The 14,363-nt window shown below is 67.7% G+C and carries 14 protein-coding genes and 1 pseudogene; 5 read left to right on the top strand and 10 right to left on the bottom strand.

The annotated features are described in order from the left end of the window. The first annotated feature begins 216 nt into the window (after positions 1-216). From ABH915_RS03820 to ABH915_RS03800, 5 genes are all read left to right on the top strand, one after another. On the top strand, positions 217-450 hold the full coding sequence (locus ABH915_RS03820; RefSeq protein WP_370117973.1) for a hypothetical protein: 234 nt from the start codon (positions 217-219) through the stop codon (positions 448-450). An 87-nt stretch (positions 451-537) separates the two neighbouring features. After that, positions 538-777 carry a hypothetical protein gene (locus tag ABH915_RS03815; protein ID WP_370117970.1) on the top strand — a complete coding sequence of 80 codons (240 nt, stop codon included), beginning with the start codon at positions 538-540 and terminating at the stop codon, positions 775-777. Between the two features lie 292 nt (positions 778-1,069). Next, positions 1,070-1,321: a hypothetical protein gene (locus ABH915_RS03810; protein ID WP_370117967.1), complete on the top strand. Its 252-nt coding sequence runs from the start codon at positions 1,070-1,072 to the stop codon at positions 1,319-1,321. Positions 1,322-1,809: 488 nt separating this feature from the next. Beyond that, entirely contained in the window at positions 1,810-2,415 is a 606-nt protein-coding gene (locus tag ABH915_RS03805; RefSeq protein ID WP_370117964.1) for a dihydrofolate reductase family protein, read from the top strand. A 144-nt stretch (positions 2,416-2,559) separates the two neighbouring features. Then, positions 2,560-3,042 (top strand): hypothetical protein, encoded by a 483-nt coding sequence (locus tag ABH915_RS03800; RefSeq protein WP_370117961.1) that lies wholly within the window; start codon positions 2,560-2,562, stop codon positions 3,040-3,042. A 44-nt stretch (positions 3,043-3,086) separates the two neighbouring features. On the opposite strand, the gene ABH915_RS03795 is transcribed toward ABH915_RS03800, so the two are convergent. The 10 genes and pseudogenes from ABH915_RS03795 to rhaS form a co-directional block, all read right to left on the bottom strand. After that, on the bottom strand, positions 3,087-3,314 hold the full coding sequence (locus ABH915_RS03795) for a hypothetical protein (protein ID WP_370117959.1): 228 nt from the start codon (positions 3,312-3,314) through the stop codon (positions 3,087-3,089). Positions 3,315-3,494: 180 nt separating this feature from the next. Then, positions 3,495-4,136, bottom strand: a complete 642-nt coding sequence (locus ABH915_RS03790; protein ID WP_370117956.1) for a lactate utilization protein C — start codon at positions 4,134-4,136, stop codon at positions 3,495-3,497. Then, the gene (locus ABH915_RS03785) at positions 4,133-5,683 is read right to left on the bottom strand and encodes a LutB/LldF family L-lactate oxidation iron-sulfur protein (protein ID WP_370117953.1); all 1,551 of its coding nucleotides are present in this window, start codon (positions 5,681-5,683) and stop codon (positions 4,133-4,135) included. Before ABH915_RS03785 ends, ABH915_RS03790 begins: the two co-directional genes overlap by 4 nt. After that, complete coding sequence (locus ABH915_RS03780) at positions 5,680-6,483, bottom strand: (Fe-S)-binding protein (protein ID WP_370117950.1); 804 nt, start codon at positions 6,481-6,483, stop codon at positions 5,680-5,682. The genes ABH915_RS03785 and ABH915_RS03780 overlap by 4 nt, the downstream gene beginning before the upstream one ends. Next, positions 6,480-8,000, bottom strand: coding sequence for a rhamnulokinase family protein (locus ABH915_RS03775; RefSeq protein WP_370117948.1), 1,521 nt, complete (start codon positions 7,998-8,000; stop codon positions 6,480-6,482). The genes ABH915_RS03780 and ABH915_RS03775 overlap by 4 nt, the downstream gene beginning before the upstream one ends. Then, on the bottom strand, positions 7,997-10,048 hold the full coding sequence (locus ABH915_RS03770; protein WP_370124926.1) for a bifunctional aldolase/short-chain dehydrogenase: 2,052 nt from the start codon (positions 10,046-10,048) through the stop codon (positions 7,997-7,999). The genes ABH915_RS03775 and ABH915_RS03770 overlap by 4 nt, the downstream gene beginning before the upstream one ends. A 2-nt stretch (positions 10,049-10,050) precedes the next feature. Beyond that, positions 10,051-11,218, bottom strand: a pseudogene (gene rhaI, locus ABH915_RS03765) (L-rhamnose isomerase). Next, positions 11,215-11,598, bottom strand: coding sequence for an L-rhamnose mutarotase (locus ABH915_RS03760; RefSeq protein ID WP_026539233.1), 384 nt, complete (start codon positions 11,596-11,598; stop codon positions 11,215-11,217). The pseudogene rhaI and the gene ABH915_RS03760 overlap by 4 nt, the downstream one beginning before the upstream one ends. Beyond that, positions 11,595-13,043 carry an arabinose isomerase gene (locus tag ABH915_RS03755; protein ID WP_370117945.1) on the bottom strand — a complete coding sequence of 483 codons (1,449 nt, stop codon included), beginning with the start codon at positions 13,041-13,043 and terminating at the stop codon, positions 11,595-11,597. The genes ABH915_RS03760 and ABH915_RS03755 overlap by 4 nt, the downstream gene beginning before the upstream one ends. Positions 13,044-13,233: 190 nt before the next feature. Further along, entirely contained in the window at positions 13,234-14,301 is a 1,068-nt protein-coding gene (rhaS, locus tag ABH915_RS03750) for a rhamnose ABC transporter substrate-binding protein (RefSeq protein ID WP_370117942.1), read from the bottom strand. Positions 14,302-14,363: the final 62 nt, after the last annotated feature.

Below are 14,363 nucleotides of genomic sequence, written 5' to 3'. Positions count from 1 at the left end.
AAACTATCTGCCAACCACCGACAGGAGGTGCGGGGAACCGTGCCAGCATTGAAACGATCGATCTTCCGTAAAGCGGCAGCCGCTGCCGCCCTATCCGTTGCCCTGGGAGCCGGAGCGCTCACCGCGGCGGCCCCGGCCAGCGCCGCGACCTGTCCAACGGAATTCAATCGCTGTCCCGCCTCATGTGCCGACACTACCGCGAGTTGCACAGCCGGCGTGTCCACCGTGTACGTCACCGCAGGAACAATCCTGGGGGCGAACAAGTACGGCTGGCCCACGGGCACCAAACTGGAATACCGCTGGTTCAGGAACGGCGAAGTCTTCGCGGGCGGTTGGCATGACACCACCAAGGTCTGGCCAGGCAAAGGCGATAAGTACGTCGTCCGCGTCAAGGGCACGTTGAACGGCCAGGTCAGCTACCGGTTCAGCAGGACGTACACCGTCCGCTAACCTCCACGCACAGAGGGCCCCCGTCAGCTAACCAAGCTGGCGGGGGTTTCAGGGTTAACCGTAAACTACCCGAAAGTCCTAGCGAACTTGCCCCTAGCTGACGGCGGCACGGTCAGTGTCTACGCCGTCGCGGAACGCTGGAACCCCTCTTACGTCCTCGTGGGGTGGGCTGATGAAGCGCGGCACGGGCATTGGGCCTGGATCCCTGCCGGCAACGTGGAGCGCGTGACCGATTCGGACTGGGTTATTGAGGAGTATCGGCGGTGCCCCGAACATCTGCGCGGAATCCGCTGGGGAACCCGTCTGCCCGGATTCCTGCCCGCGTAGGCAGGGCGCTCTTGATGCCAGTGTGACCCGTGTGGTTATACTCATGGCTTGGGGGCGCCTTAGACGGTGTATGTCGGAAGCGTTCAGCAGCCACAAAGTATCTGCCAACCACCGACAGGAGGTGCGGGGAACCGTGCCAGTATTGAAACGATCGATCTTCCGTAAAGCGGCGGCCGCTGCCGCCCTATCCGTTGCCCTGGGAGCAGGAGCGCTCGCCGCGGCGGCCCCTGCCAGCGCCAACGGAGGCACGCCCGCCTCCTGTGCCCAAACTACAGCGCCTTGCACAGCCGGCGTGTCCACCGTGTACGTCACCCCAGGAACAATCCTGGGGGCGAACACGTACGGCTGGCCCAAGGGCACCAAGCTGGAATACCGCTGGTTCTTGAACGGCAAAATCTTCGCGGGCGGCTGGCATGCAACCACTAAGGTCTGGGGGCCGCCGGCCGTGGACAGCAAAGGCGATAAGTTCGTCGTCCGCGTCAAGGGCACATATGGGGGAAAGATCAGCTATCGGTTCAGCAGGACGTACGTCGTCCGCTACTAACGACCACACACAGAGAACCCCCGTCAGTCACCACGGCTGGCGGGGGTTTTGTCGTTCCAAGGGGCTACTGTCCGGTCCGTGGTGAAGATAGATGTTGAAGCGGTTGGCGCGATGCTCGATGAGATGCTGGCGGTCCCCAGCCGCTCGCCATTCGAGGAGCTGGAGCCCGATTACGAATTCCTGGATGCAGTGACTCGCCTATAGCCCGCCATCAACCTGACCGTGGGCACATTCTGGGCACATTTTGGGCACAGCGGCTGTGAAGTGGCTGACGTCGAGTGCTGCAAATACCCGGAATCGAGGCGGCTGAGATTCTGGTCAACCAGGCCGAGACCGACATTGAGACCCACAATCCGGCCCATGCGCCCCGGTGAGGAGACCCTCGGGGACCAACCGCCGGAGGCATTGGCGGGGATGCCATCACCTGCTAGGCTCCCCAGAATCCCCACTCGACCGCACGCACGTCGCAATCACTCAGGAGGTTCGCGGTGCCGGACACCACCTGCCACATGTCGATCTCGCTGGACGGCTTCGTCGCCGGGCCGGACCAGAGCCGCGAGAACCCTCTGGGCAAGCGGGGGCTGGAGCTGCACGGCTGGCACATCGGCGACCCGCGAGCCAACGATGCCGACAAGGTCGCGAACGACTGGCTCATGCGACCGCGGGGCGCCTATGTGATGGGTCGGAACATGTTCGGCCCGATCCGCGGGGACTGGGATGAGGAATGGACCGGGTGGTGGGGAGCCGAACCGCCGTACCACGCGCCGGTGTTCGTGCTGACCCATCACGGACATGACCCGATCCAGATGGACGGCGGGACCACCTTCCACTTCGTCACCGAGGGCTTCGACGCGGCCTACTCCGCAGCGCGCCAGGCCGCCGGGGACAACGGCGTGGACATCGCCGGTGGGGCCTCGACCGTCCGGCAGGCACTGATCGCCGGCGTGATCGACGAGCTCACCCTCGATATCGCACCGGTTCTGCTCGGTTCGGGGGAGCGCATCTTCGACGGGGTTGAATCCTTCGGTTTCGAACCGGCCGAGGTGCTTCACTCACCGCTGGCCACCCATATCCGCTATCGCCGCGTCGGCTAGCTCTGTCCGCGCTGCCGGCCTCCCGCGCAGCAGGACGGTCGTTCACCCGGCTTGGGGTAGTAGGTGGCGACGGCGAGACGGTCGGCGGACCAGCCCCGTGCTGTGGCGGGTGGACCTCGGGCCTCACTACCAGAGAGGTGCGCCGTGCAGAGCAGGAAGGGAATGAGCAGGGGCCGCAAGGTATGGCTCGGCGTGCTGGTAGGAACGGTCGCCACTGTCATCGCTTTCTTCCTCTGGGCATCGTGGAAGAGTGATCAGATCGTCGCTGAGCTCAAGTCGATTGCCGACCGCCTCCAACCAGAGCTGGGATGGGAGCCTTTGAGGACCCAGAAGCCGGTGGGCAGCGCGCTGTGCATCCCGCTCGATGGACCTTGTTCCCAGTACGCATACCGTTGGGACACTCACCAGAAGTACCGGGAGGGTGACCTGGAGAAGTACATCCAGCAGGTGGGTTTGATGCCACAGGAGTACAAGCCATGCGTCCGTGAGCAGAGGATCAATGCAGGCGGACTGGACTGCCGGGGCATTGGAGTCGTCGACGGCTGGAACATACGCATTACGGTCACTGACTACGGTCAGGACGACACCAACATTGTGCAGATCGTGGTCAACAAGTACGGCTACTGATCCTGGTTTTTGTGTTCGAGGTTCCGGCGAGCGCGGACAAGCGCTCAGGTCTCCTCGTCGATCTGCTCCATCTCCAGGCACGCGTCCTCGTAGGACACATCGCCGTTGCGGAATGCCTGCTCGAGTTCTTTGGCCCTGCTGCGTGAATAGGCCGCGCCCAGCCTGCCCGTGATGCCGGCCTCCAGATAGTCCAGGCGCGCGTGCGTGGGCCGGTGGCCTTGGGCGACCAGGTGCCGGCAGATCGCAGTGCGGAACCAAACGCCAGGGTGCATCAAGCGATATGCGTAGGCTCTGGGATCGACTAAGTACATGCCTCCATGGTTCATCTCCCCGCTGAGAAGACCATGAGTTTCTTCTGGGTGATCTGGGCAAACGACTTCCCGGTGCGGTCACAGACAAACCGGGAGGCCCTGCTCCCCTGAGCACAAGGGAAGCAGGACCCAGTCTCCCGCCTACCCGCGAACAATCACCACGTCCAGGGTCCGCGGGCCGTGGACTCCTTCGACGCGTTCGAGTTCGATGTCGCTCGTGGCGCTGGGGCCGCTGATCCAGGTCTGCGGGCGGGTGCCGTCGAGCCGGCGGAGGGCCTCCGGCAGGATGGCGGTGATGTCCCCGGCGCTGACGATGCAGATGTGGCGGTCCGGGACGAGGCTGATGACCCTGCGGCCCTGGTCCGGGCCCGCGTCGAGGATGATGGTGCCGGTTTCGGCGACCGCGACGGCGCTGCCGGTGACGACGGCGTCGATCCCGTCGAGCTCCTCGACACTCAGCCGGTGCCCCGGGCCGTCGGTGACGCGGCGGCCGGAGCCGGCGTCGTGCGCGTCCGTCTCCGCGAACAGCGCCTGGTCCAGACCGTGGGGCACGGCGTAGCGGCCGGTTCCCTCGAGGAGGACCGCGAGCCGCTGCGGCACCGCGGTGGCATCTTCGACGAAGACGTTCGCCTTGTAATCCAGGAGCCGGTCCGTCAGCAGTTCGATGAGCTCTTCCTCGCCCAGCTCGGAGGCGCGCCGGTAGTCGCGGGGCACCTCCGGTACCGCCGGTGCGTCCCGGAGGGCCGAACGGATCCGGTCCAGTATTTCTGCGCGCGCGTTCACGGGTTCTCCTTCGGGCCGGGGGCCTCGGTGCCGGCAGCCGGGGCGGCCCCTGCACCAGGTCCGGCAGCCGGGGCTCGGTGTTCCTTGTCCCACCATTGCCGGAAGGACTGCCCCGGCGGTGCGGGGATGTCCCGGCTCTGGGTCCAGCCGGCGGCGATGCCCGGCAGCTTGGTGATTTTCCGGTCCGGTCCGGCGGCAAGCCTGCCCAGTGGCAGCGCTTTTTCGACGAGACCAAGGTTCCTGCCGGAGGACAGCGCCCAGGAGGCCGCCTTCATCCCAACGTCCATCTGGCTCGGCAGTCGCTTCTTTCCGCGTTTGCTGTCCACGTCCTCGCCGCGCAGGTGCACCAGGATGTCCGGGATGTTGATCTTCACCGGGCAGGCGTCGTAGCACGCCCCGCACAGGGAGGAGGCGTAGGGCAGGGAGTTGTTTTCCTCGGCCGTGATCCCGGTCAGCAGCGGGGACAGGATCGCGCCGATCGGTCCCGGGTAGGTGGAGCCGTAGGCGTGCCCGCCGGTGCGTTCGTAGACGGGGCAGACGTTCATGCAGGCGCTGCAGCGGATGCAGTGCAGCGCGGAGCGGCCCATCTCGTCGGCCAGGGCGGCGCTGCGCCCGTTGTCCAGCAGGACCAGGTGGACGTTCTGCGGCCCGTCGTCGGGCGTTACGCCGGTCCACAGCGACGTGTACGGGTTCATCCGCTCCCCGGTGGAGGACCGCGGGAGCAGCTGCATGAAGACTTCGAGGTCCTCCCAGCCCGGCAGCAGTTTTTCGACGCCCATGACGGTGATGAGCGTTTCCGGCAGCGTCAGGCACATGCGTCCGTTGCCTTCGGATTCGACGACGGCGAGGGTCCCGGAGTCCGCGAGGGCGAAGTTCGCGCCGGACACGGCCACCTTGGCGCTGAGGAACTTGCGACGCAGGTGTGCCCGGGCGGCCGCGGCGAGGCGTGCCGGCTCGTTGGTCAGCTCCGGATCCACGCCCTCCATTTCGCGCAGGAAGATGTCCCGGACCTGGCTGCGGTTCTTGTGGATGGCCGGGACCAGGATGTGGCTGGGCTTGTCGTGGTCCAGCTGGACGATGAGCTCGGCGAGGTCGGTCTCGAACGCCGCGATGCCTTGTTCCTCGAGGTATTCGTTGAGGCCGATTTCCTGGGTGGCCATCGACTTGACCTTGACCACCTCGGTGGCGCCCTGGTCGCGGATGAGGGCGGCCACAATCCGGTTGGCTTCGCCGGCGTCCCGGGCCCAGTGGATGGTCCCGCCCCGGGCGGTGAAGTTCGCCTCGAACGCCTCGAGCAGCTCCGGCAGCCGAGCCATGACGGATTCCTTGATCGCCCGGCCGGCCTCGCGCAGCTCCTCCCAGTCGGGGAGTTCGGACACGACGGCCAGCCGCTTGTCCCGGATGGTCCGGGTGGCGTGGCCGAGGTTGGCCCGCAGCTGGGGGTTGCCGAGCTCGCGGCGGGCGGCCTTCGGAAACGGTTCGTGTTCGTGCAGGTTGCCGATGCCGAAGACCGGCAGGGACGGCATCCCCAGGAATGTGCCGCTCATCGTGCGGTCCTTCCGGTGGTGAGGCGGACGTCGCCGGAGACGGCGGCGGGATTCTCGAGGGTGCTGGCCAGGATCTCGGCGAAGTGCATCGTGGTGACGCCGCTGCCCTGCCGGGACAGTCCGCCGCCGATATGCATCAGGCAGGACGCATCGCCGCCGGCGCAAAGGTCGGCGCCCGTGCCGCAGATGTTGGCGGTCTTGTCCGCCAGCATCGCCGAGGACACGTCCGCGTTCTTCATCGAGAAGGTGCCGCCGAAGCCGCAGCACTGCTCGGCCTCGGGCAGCTCGGCCAGTTCGATGCCGCCGACCGAGCGCAGCAGGTCCAGTTGCCGGTCGCCGAGCCGGAGCAGGCGCATGCCGTGGCAGCTGGGGTGGTAGGTGATCCGGTGCGGGAAGTAGGAGCCCAGCTGCGCGGCGGCGTCCGTGACGCCCAGGACATCCACCAGGAGCTGGGAGAGCTCGTAGGTTTTGTGCCCGACGGCGGCCGCCCGGGCTTCCAGCCCGGCGTCCCCGCAGCGGCGGGCGACCATGGGGTGCTGGTGCTGCACGGAGGCGACACAGGAGCCGGACGGTGCGACGGCGACGTCGTACTCATCTTCTTCGAAAGCCTTCACATGGTTGGCGACGACGGGCAGCGCCTCCTTGAAGTAGCCGCTGTTGACGTGCATCTGCCCGCAGCAGGCCTGCCCGGCGGGGAAGATCACCTCGTGGCCGAGGCGTTCCAGGATGGACACCGTGGCGCGGGCCGTGGCCGGGTACATGGCGTCCACGATGCACGTGGCGAACAGTGCGATTCTCACAGGGCACCTCCGCTGGTGACAGGGCTGGCGGCGGCCCGGGCTGAGGGCACGTACTCCGCCGGGTGCTGGGAGGCACGCACCACGGCGCGCAGCTCGGCCAGCCCGCCGCTGAGCACGCCGGCGGCGCGGGCCTGGACCAGGACGTTGCCCAGCGCCGTGGCTTCCACGGGTCCGGCGATCACGCGTTTGCCGGTGGCGTCGGCGGTGAGCTGGCACAGGAGCCGGTTCTGGGATCCGCCGCCCACAATGTGCACGACGCCGGCCCGGACGTCAGCGAGCCGTTCGGCGTCGGCGATGGTCCGGGCGTAGCCGGCGGCAAGGCTGTCCAGGATGCACCGCACGATGTGCGCGGGATGCTCCGGCAGGACAGTGCCGGTGCTGCGGACCGCGGCCCGGATCCGTTCGGGCATGTTGTCCGGGGCGATGAAATAAGGGTCGTCGGCGTTGATGACCGGCCCGCCGGGCGGAAGACTCGCGGCCGCGTCGAGCAGTTCCACCAGCCCCGGCCGGTAGCCTTCGGCGGCCCAGGTGCGCTGGCATTCGCTGAGCAGCCAGAGGCCGCCGACGTTGCGCAGGTAGCGGATGGTGCCGTCCACGCCGCGTTCGTTGGTGAAGTTCGCGGCCCGGCTGGCCTCGGTCAGGACCGGGTGGGACAGTTCGACGCCGACCAGGGACCACGTGCCGGAGGAGACGTAGGCGAAGTCGGGCCGGTCCGCGGGCACGGCGGCGACGGCCGAGGCGGTGTCGTGCGAGCCGGCGGCCACCACCTTCGTGGCGGCGGGCAGGCCGGTCCGTGCCGCGGTCTCCGGCAGCAGGGTGCCGAGGATCTCGCCGGGCTGGATCAGCGGCGGGAACAGGTTCCGGGGCAGGTCCAGGGCGGCGAGGAACTCCGTGGCCCACTCCCCCGCGACGGCGTCGAAGAGCCCTGTGGTGGAGGCGTTGGTGGCCTCGGTGCGGCGCTGGCCGGTCAGCAGGAACCCGATGAGGTCCGGGATCAGCAGCGCCTGCAGCCCCTCCAGCGCCGGCTCCGTGGCGAGCTGGTAGATGGTGTTGAAGGGCAGGAACTGCAGCCCGGTGGTGGCGTAGAGCCGGGCCGGATCGAGCTTTTCGTGGACCCGGGAGATGGCGGCACGGGACCGGTCGTCGCGGTAGCTGAACGGCGCCGCGATGAGTTCACCGGCGTCGTTGACCAGCCCGTAGTCCACCGCCCAGGTGTCGATCCCGATGCTGGCGATGCTCTCGCCGCGGGCCTCGGCCGCCGTGGCGGCCGCCGCGAGCCCGGCGAGGACCTCGGCGAACAGCGCGTCGAAGTCCCAGCGGAGGCCGCCGTCGAGCTCCTTGACCCCGTTGGGGAACCGGTGCACGGTCTCCAGCTCGGCCCTCGCCCCACCGGGACTGCCCGCGACCCGGCCCAGGATGACCCGGCCGGAGGACGCGCCAATGTCGATTGCGACAAAAGCACTGCCGCCGGACAGGCCGCCGCTGGGCGCGGTATCCGCTGGTGCTGCGGTGCTCATCGCAGGAAGGCCGCGGCCACGCCGGCGTCCACGGGGATGTGGAGCCCGGTGGTGTGGGAAAGCTCGCTGCCGGTGAGCACGGCGGCGGCGTTGGCCACGTTTTCGGGCAGGACCTCGCGCTTGAGCAGTGTGCGCTGGGCGTAGTACTTGCCCAGCTCCTCTTCCTGCACCCCGTAGACGGCGGCGCGCTTGGCGCCCCAGCCGCCGGCGAAGATCCCGGAGCCGCGGACCACGCCGTCGGGGTTGATGCCGTTGACCCGGATCCCGTACTCGCCCAGTTCCGCGGCGAGGAGCCGGACCTGATGGGCCTGGTCTGCCTTGGTGGCGGAGTAGGCGATGTTGTTCGGGCCGGCGAAGACGGAGTTCTTGGAGGAGATGTAGATGATATCCCCGCCCATCTCCTGGCCGATCATCACCTGCGCGGCGGCCTTCGCCACCAGGAAGGAGCCCTTGGCCATGACGTTGTGCTGCAGGTCCCAGTCCTTTTCCGTGGTTTCCAGGAGCGGCTTGGAGATGGAGAGCCCGGCGTTGTTGACCACCAGGTCCAGTCCGCCGAAGGCCAGGACGGCTTCCTGGATGGCGGCGGCGATCTGGGCTTCGTCGGTGACGTCGGCCTGGACCCCGATCGCGACGTCGGCGCCGCCGAGTTCCGCGGCCACGGCCCGGGCGTTGTCCAGGTTCAGGTCTGCGATGACCACGCACGCGCCGTCGGCGGCGAAGCGGGTGGCGATCGCCTTGCCGATGCCCGACGCCGCCCCGGTCACCAGGGCGATCCGGCCTGCGTGGGATTTCGGCTTGGGCATCCGGGCCAGCTTGGCTTCCTCCAGGGCCCAGTATTCGATCCGGAACTTCTCGGCTTCCTCGATCGGGGCATAGGTGGAGACGGCTTCGGCGCCGCGCATGACGTTGATGGCGTTGAGGTAGAACTCCCCCGCCACCCGGGCGGTCTGCTTGTTCGCGCCGAAGGAGAACATGCCGACGCCGGGCACCAGCACGATCGCCGGGTCCGCGCCGCGGAGGGCCGGGCTGTCCGGGGTTGCGTGCCGGTCGTAATACCCCTGGTAGTCCTCGCGGTAGGCAGCGTGGAGTTCCTTCAGCCGGGCCACGGAGTCTTCAACCGGGGCGTCGGCGGGCAGGTCCAGCACCAGCGGCTTGACCTTGGTGCGCAGGAAGTGGTCCGGGCAGGACGTGCCCAGGGCCCCGAGCCGCGGGTGTTCGGCGCTTTCCAGGAACTCCAGGACGGCGGGGTGGTCGCTGAAGTGCCCGAGCTGCGGCTTGTCGGTGGAGGCGAGTCCGCGGATCACGGGGGCCAGGGCGGCGGCCTTCGCGCGGCGCTCGGTCTCCGGGAGGGCGCCGTAGCCGGGCAGCTTGGGACCGAACGGTTCGTTCTTGCCGTGGTCCTTGAGGTACTGCTCGGCCTGTTCGATGATCCACAGCGAGTTGGCTTCGGCTTCCTCGCTGGTGGCGCCCCAGGCGGTGATGCCGTGGCCGCCCAGGATGGTGCCGACGGCCTGCGGATTGGCGTCCTTGATCGCGGCGATGTCCAGGCCGAGCTGGAAGCCGGGGCGCCGCCACGGCACCCAGGCCACTTTCTCGCCGAAGATCTCCTTGGTCAGGGCCTCGCCGTCGGCGGCCGTGGCGATGGCGATCCCGGAGTCCGGGTGGAGGTGGTCCACGTGCGCGGCGCCGACCAGGCCGTGCATGGCGGTGTCGATCGACGGCGCGGCGCCGCCTTTGCCGTGCAGGCAGTAATCGAACGCGGCCACCATGTCGTCTTCACGCTCGACGCCGGGGTACACGTTTTTGAGCGCCTGCAGCCGGTCCAGCCGCAACACGGCCAGGCCCTCGGCCTTCAGCGTGCCCAGGTCCCCGCCGGAGCCCTTGACCCACAGGAGCTCGACGTCGTCGCCGGTCACGGGGTCCTTTTCGGTGCCCTTGGCGGAGGTGTTGCCGCCGGCGAAGTTGGTGTTCCGCTTGTCCGCGCCGAGGCGGTTGGAACGGGAGATCAGTTCTTCAACAGTCGTGTTGGTGGTGTTCTGCATATTCATGCTCATGCGCCCCATCCGGCCTGGTGGCCGCCGACGCGGTCCTCGTTGATCTTCTTCTGGTAACCGCTGGCCTTGAAGGCGGCCATCGGGTCCGCGGGCAGGCCGCGGGATTCACGCCACTGCGCCAGGGCGGGGCGGACATCGGTGTAAAAGGCATCGTTGAAGATGCCGTTGGCGGCCAGGACGTCGCCGCTGCGCTGGGCCTCGGCCAGCGCGTCGGTGTCGATCAGCAGGGCGCGGGCGGTCATTTCCTGGACATTGAGCACGGACCGGATCTGGCCCGGGATCTTTTCCTCCAGGTTGTGGCACTGGTCCAGCATCAGGGCGACGTTTGACCCGTCACCGAACCCGCCGCCGCGGATGACCTCGTGCATGATCCGGAAGAGCTGGAAGGGATCCGCCGCGCCGACGATCAGGTCGTCGTCTGCGTAGAAGCGGGAGTTGAAGTCGAAGGAGCCGAGCTTGCCCAGGCGCAGCAGCTGCATGACGATGAATTCGATGTTGGTGCCGGGGGCGTGGTGGCCGGTGTCCAGGCAGACAAAGGCTTTTCTCGCCCAGGGCCAGGGTCTGGGCGTAGGAGGTACCCCAGTCCGGAACATCGGTGTGATAGAACGCCGGCTCGAAGAACTTGTACTCCAGCACCAGGCGCTGCTCCTCGCCCAGGGCGGCGTAGATTTCCTGCAGCGACTCGGCCAGGCGGTCCTGCCGGCCGCGCATGTCGTCCTGGCCCGGGTAGTTGGTGCCGTCCGCGAGCCAGATTTTCAGATCCCGCGAGCCCGTGGCGTTCATGATCTCAAGGCACTCGAGGTGGTGGTCGATCGCGCGGCGGCGGACGGCCGGGTTGGAGGAGGTCAGGGAGCCGAACTTGTACTCGTCGTCCTGGAAGGTGTTGGAGTTGATGGTGCCGAGTCCCACTCCGAGGTCCGCCGCGTACTCTTTCAGGGCCGCGTAGTCATCCACCTTGTCCCAGGGGATGTGCAGCGCCACGGTGGGCGCCAGGCCGGTGAGTTCGTGGACTTTCGCGGCGTCGGCCAGCTTCTCGTGGACCGTGCGCGGGGTGCCGGGGGTGCCGAAGACCTTGAAGCGGGTGCCGGAGTTGCCGTAGGCCCAGGACGGGACCTCGATGGCGAGTTCCCCGAGGCGGCCGAGGGCCGTTTCTGTGGTGTTCATGATTGTTCCTTTTGCGGTTGGTGGTTGTCCCCGGCGGCGTTGGCTGCGGACAACTGGTCCTCGAGATTGAAGATTTCGGTGAGCTGGAGGAAGCCCTGGTCCGGCGCTCCGGCGAGGTCGTCGAAGAAGCCGCCCATGTCGGCCTGCCAGCGGGCGTTGACGTCAGTGGCTGCCATCCGGGCCTGGGCTTCGGTCAGGCTGTCCGTTTCGAAATAGCCGATCAGGAGCCCGTCGGGCCGGAGGAAGAGTGAGTAGTTGTTCCAGCCCGAGGCCTTGAGGGCCCGGAGCATCTCCGGCCACACGGCGGCGTGCCGGCGGGTGTATTCCCCGATCAGCGCGGGCTTGACCTGGAGCTGGAAGCAGACGCGTTGCGTGCTCATGAGAGCACCACGTGGCGGTGTTCGATGCCCAGCAGGGATGCTGCGGCCTTGATGTCGGCGGCGCGGTGGCCGACGCACAGGGCCCAGTGGTGGCCGATTCCGGTCTGGCTCCAGACGTCCACCCAGAGCCCGGGGTCCCCGCCGAAGTCCACCCGGGAGGTCGTGTTGCCGATCTGCAGGTGCGGGCCGGGAACCACCTCGCCTTCGGACGTGACGAACACGTAGCTTCCGTCCGGATCCTGGCCGAGGCCGAAGGTGGTGACGGGGCCGTGGCGAACATCGAATTCGACCGAGACGCCCCAGCCGCGTTTGCCGTGGTAGATGCCGAGTCCGCGCAGGAGCGGGTCCTGGGCGGACACGGCGAGGTGGGCCGGGCCGTCGTGTCCCATTTCGACCACGTTGTCCAGGAAGTTCAGGGCCTGGATCTCGGTAAATGACCCCCCGGCGCCGATCGCCTGGGCCGCCAGCATGGCAATGGAGGTCCGCAGCTCGAACTCGCCGGCCATCGGGATGCCCCGGGCCGTCAGGATGGAGGAGCCCAGGATCATCCCGGCGCCGAGCCGTTCGTGCTGTTCGCCCGCCAGTCCGCGGTGATAGTAGGCCACGGAGTCGAGGTCGAAGTCCTCCACCAGGCGGTCCAGGCCGACGGACACCTTCGCGCCCCACGCGAAGTCGTCGTCGTTCACGGAGTCATCCACAACGAAAAGTTCGCGGGCGAGCCCCAGCCGTTCGGTCACCTCCGCCTCCGTGACGGCGTTGACCCGTTCGCGGAGGTCGTCGAATTCCAGCACCTCCACGTGGGAGCCGAAGGTGGTGGACACGGTGGTGAGGTCGGTGGCGACATCCAGCATGCCCGGATAGAGGTGGCCCATGAGCCCGTGCCGGGCATTGCGGAGCCGGGCGCGGACGCCGGCGGCGTGGACCCACGCGGTGATCCGCTCCCAGGCGGACTCCTGCTTGAGGTGCCCCGAGACTGAGCGGAACTCGATCCCGGCCCGGCGGAAGACGTTGGCGACCTCCGGCACCGGGCACTGGCCGCAGTAGGCCAGCCACTTGCCGGTGTCAAAGTTGGCGTGGTCCATCGCTTCGGTTGGCTGCAGGTCGATCACCAGGACGGGGGTCTTCGCGCGCTGGGCGATGGGCAGGACCATGGAGGACGTCAGGTACGTGGTGAGGAAGATGACGATGAGATCGCAGTCGGCGACGCGGAGCTTTTCGCCGGCCGCGGCAGCTTCCTGCGCATCGGAGATGAAGCCGGTGTCGACGACGTCGGCGTCGAGCTCCCGGAAGCGGCCGGTGACGTAGCGGACGGACTCCCGCAGCTGCGGCAGCAGCTCCGGGAACTGGGGCCAGTAGGCGCCGAGACCGCCGGAGACCAGCCCGATGCGGGTGGGGCGGCGCCGGTGCGGTTGCAGCAGCCGGTCTGCCGGTTGTTTCTGGTTCATGGGGGGGGCCTTCCGGCATGAAATGGGGATCTGGGGCTCCGGAATGCGGTTTCCGGGCACGGCTGTGGAGAAGGCGCCGTGGGCCCGGTGCTGCGGCACCGGCGAAGTGGAACGGGGTGGGTGGAAGGGACGAGGTGCCGGGCAGGCTGTCGGCGGCCCGCCCGGCCGCTCGGGATGGGTCAGGAACGGATCAGAAGTTGTACTTGTCGATGTTCTCGGCGTTGAAGACCGTCGGCGGGCCGACGATCACCAGGCCGCCCTTTTCGACTTTGCGTTCGCCAAGCTCGCCGGCGGTGAAGGTATCCCCTTCGGCGCCGGTGATCTTGCCCTCCTGGAGGGCCTTGCCGGCGAACGCGGCAACGTAGCCAAGCTGTGCCGGATCCCAGAGGGCGAACTCCTTGACGGTGCCGTCCTTCACGAAGGGCCGCATTTCATTCGGGAGCCCCAGCCCGGTGAGGGCCACCTTGCCCTTGTACGCGGACGTTGAGAGGTACCGGGCGGTGGCGGCGATGCCCACGGTGGTCGGGGAGATGATGCCCTTCAGGTTCGGGTGGGCCTGCATGAGGCCCTGGGCTTCCTGGAAGGACTTGGTGTCGTTGTCATCGCCGTAGACCTTGGCCACAAGCTTGATGTCCTTGTACGCGGGATTGGAGGCGAGCTCCTCCTCCATGTACTTGATCCATTCGTTCTGGTTGGTGGCGTTGGCGGTGGCGGACAGGATGGCGATCTCGCCGCTGCCGCCGATCTGCTCGGAAATCAGCTTGGTCTGGATCAGGGCAACGTCCTTGGCGACGACCTGGCTGATGAAGACGTCGCGGCAGTCGGGGTTGGTGTCCGAGTCGAACGCGACGATCTTGGCGCCGGCGGAGCGGGCTTCGCCGAGGGCCGTGCAGACGGCGTCGGGGTCATTGGCGGCAATCGCGATCACATTCGTGCCGGCCTGCGTCTCGGCGTTGATGAACGAGACCTGGCTGGAGGCGGAGGCTTCCAGCGGGCCGACGACCTGTGAGGAGGCGAATCCTGCCTCGGTGGCGCCCTTCTTGCCGCCGCCGAGGACAACGTCCGTATAGGGGTTGTTCAGCTGCTTGGGGATGAAGGTGATCTTCTGGTCCCCGCCGCCTGCCGAGGGGCTGCTGGTATCGGTGGAGGATGCCGAGCCGCTGTTACAGGCTGTCAGCGCCAGTGCGGCCACGGCGGTGATGGCCACCATGCTTCCCAGTCGGCCGGTCCGGCCCTTGTTCTTGCGGTTCAACATCATTGTTCTTCCCTTTTCCTTCGTGCGGTCGGTACAGCCGGTCCCATTCGGGCGCGGTTTGTGGT

The sequence above is a fragment of the Arthrobacter sp. MW3 TE3886 genome, from assembly GCF_041262145.1.
GTDB lineage: Bacteria > Actinomycetota > Actinomycetes > Actinomycetales > Micrococcaceae > Arthrobacter.
This window is presented reverse-complemented; position numbering and strand designations above follow the sequence as displayed.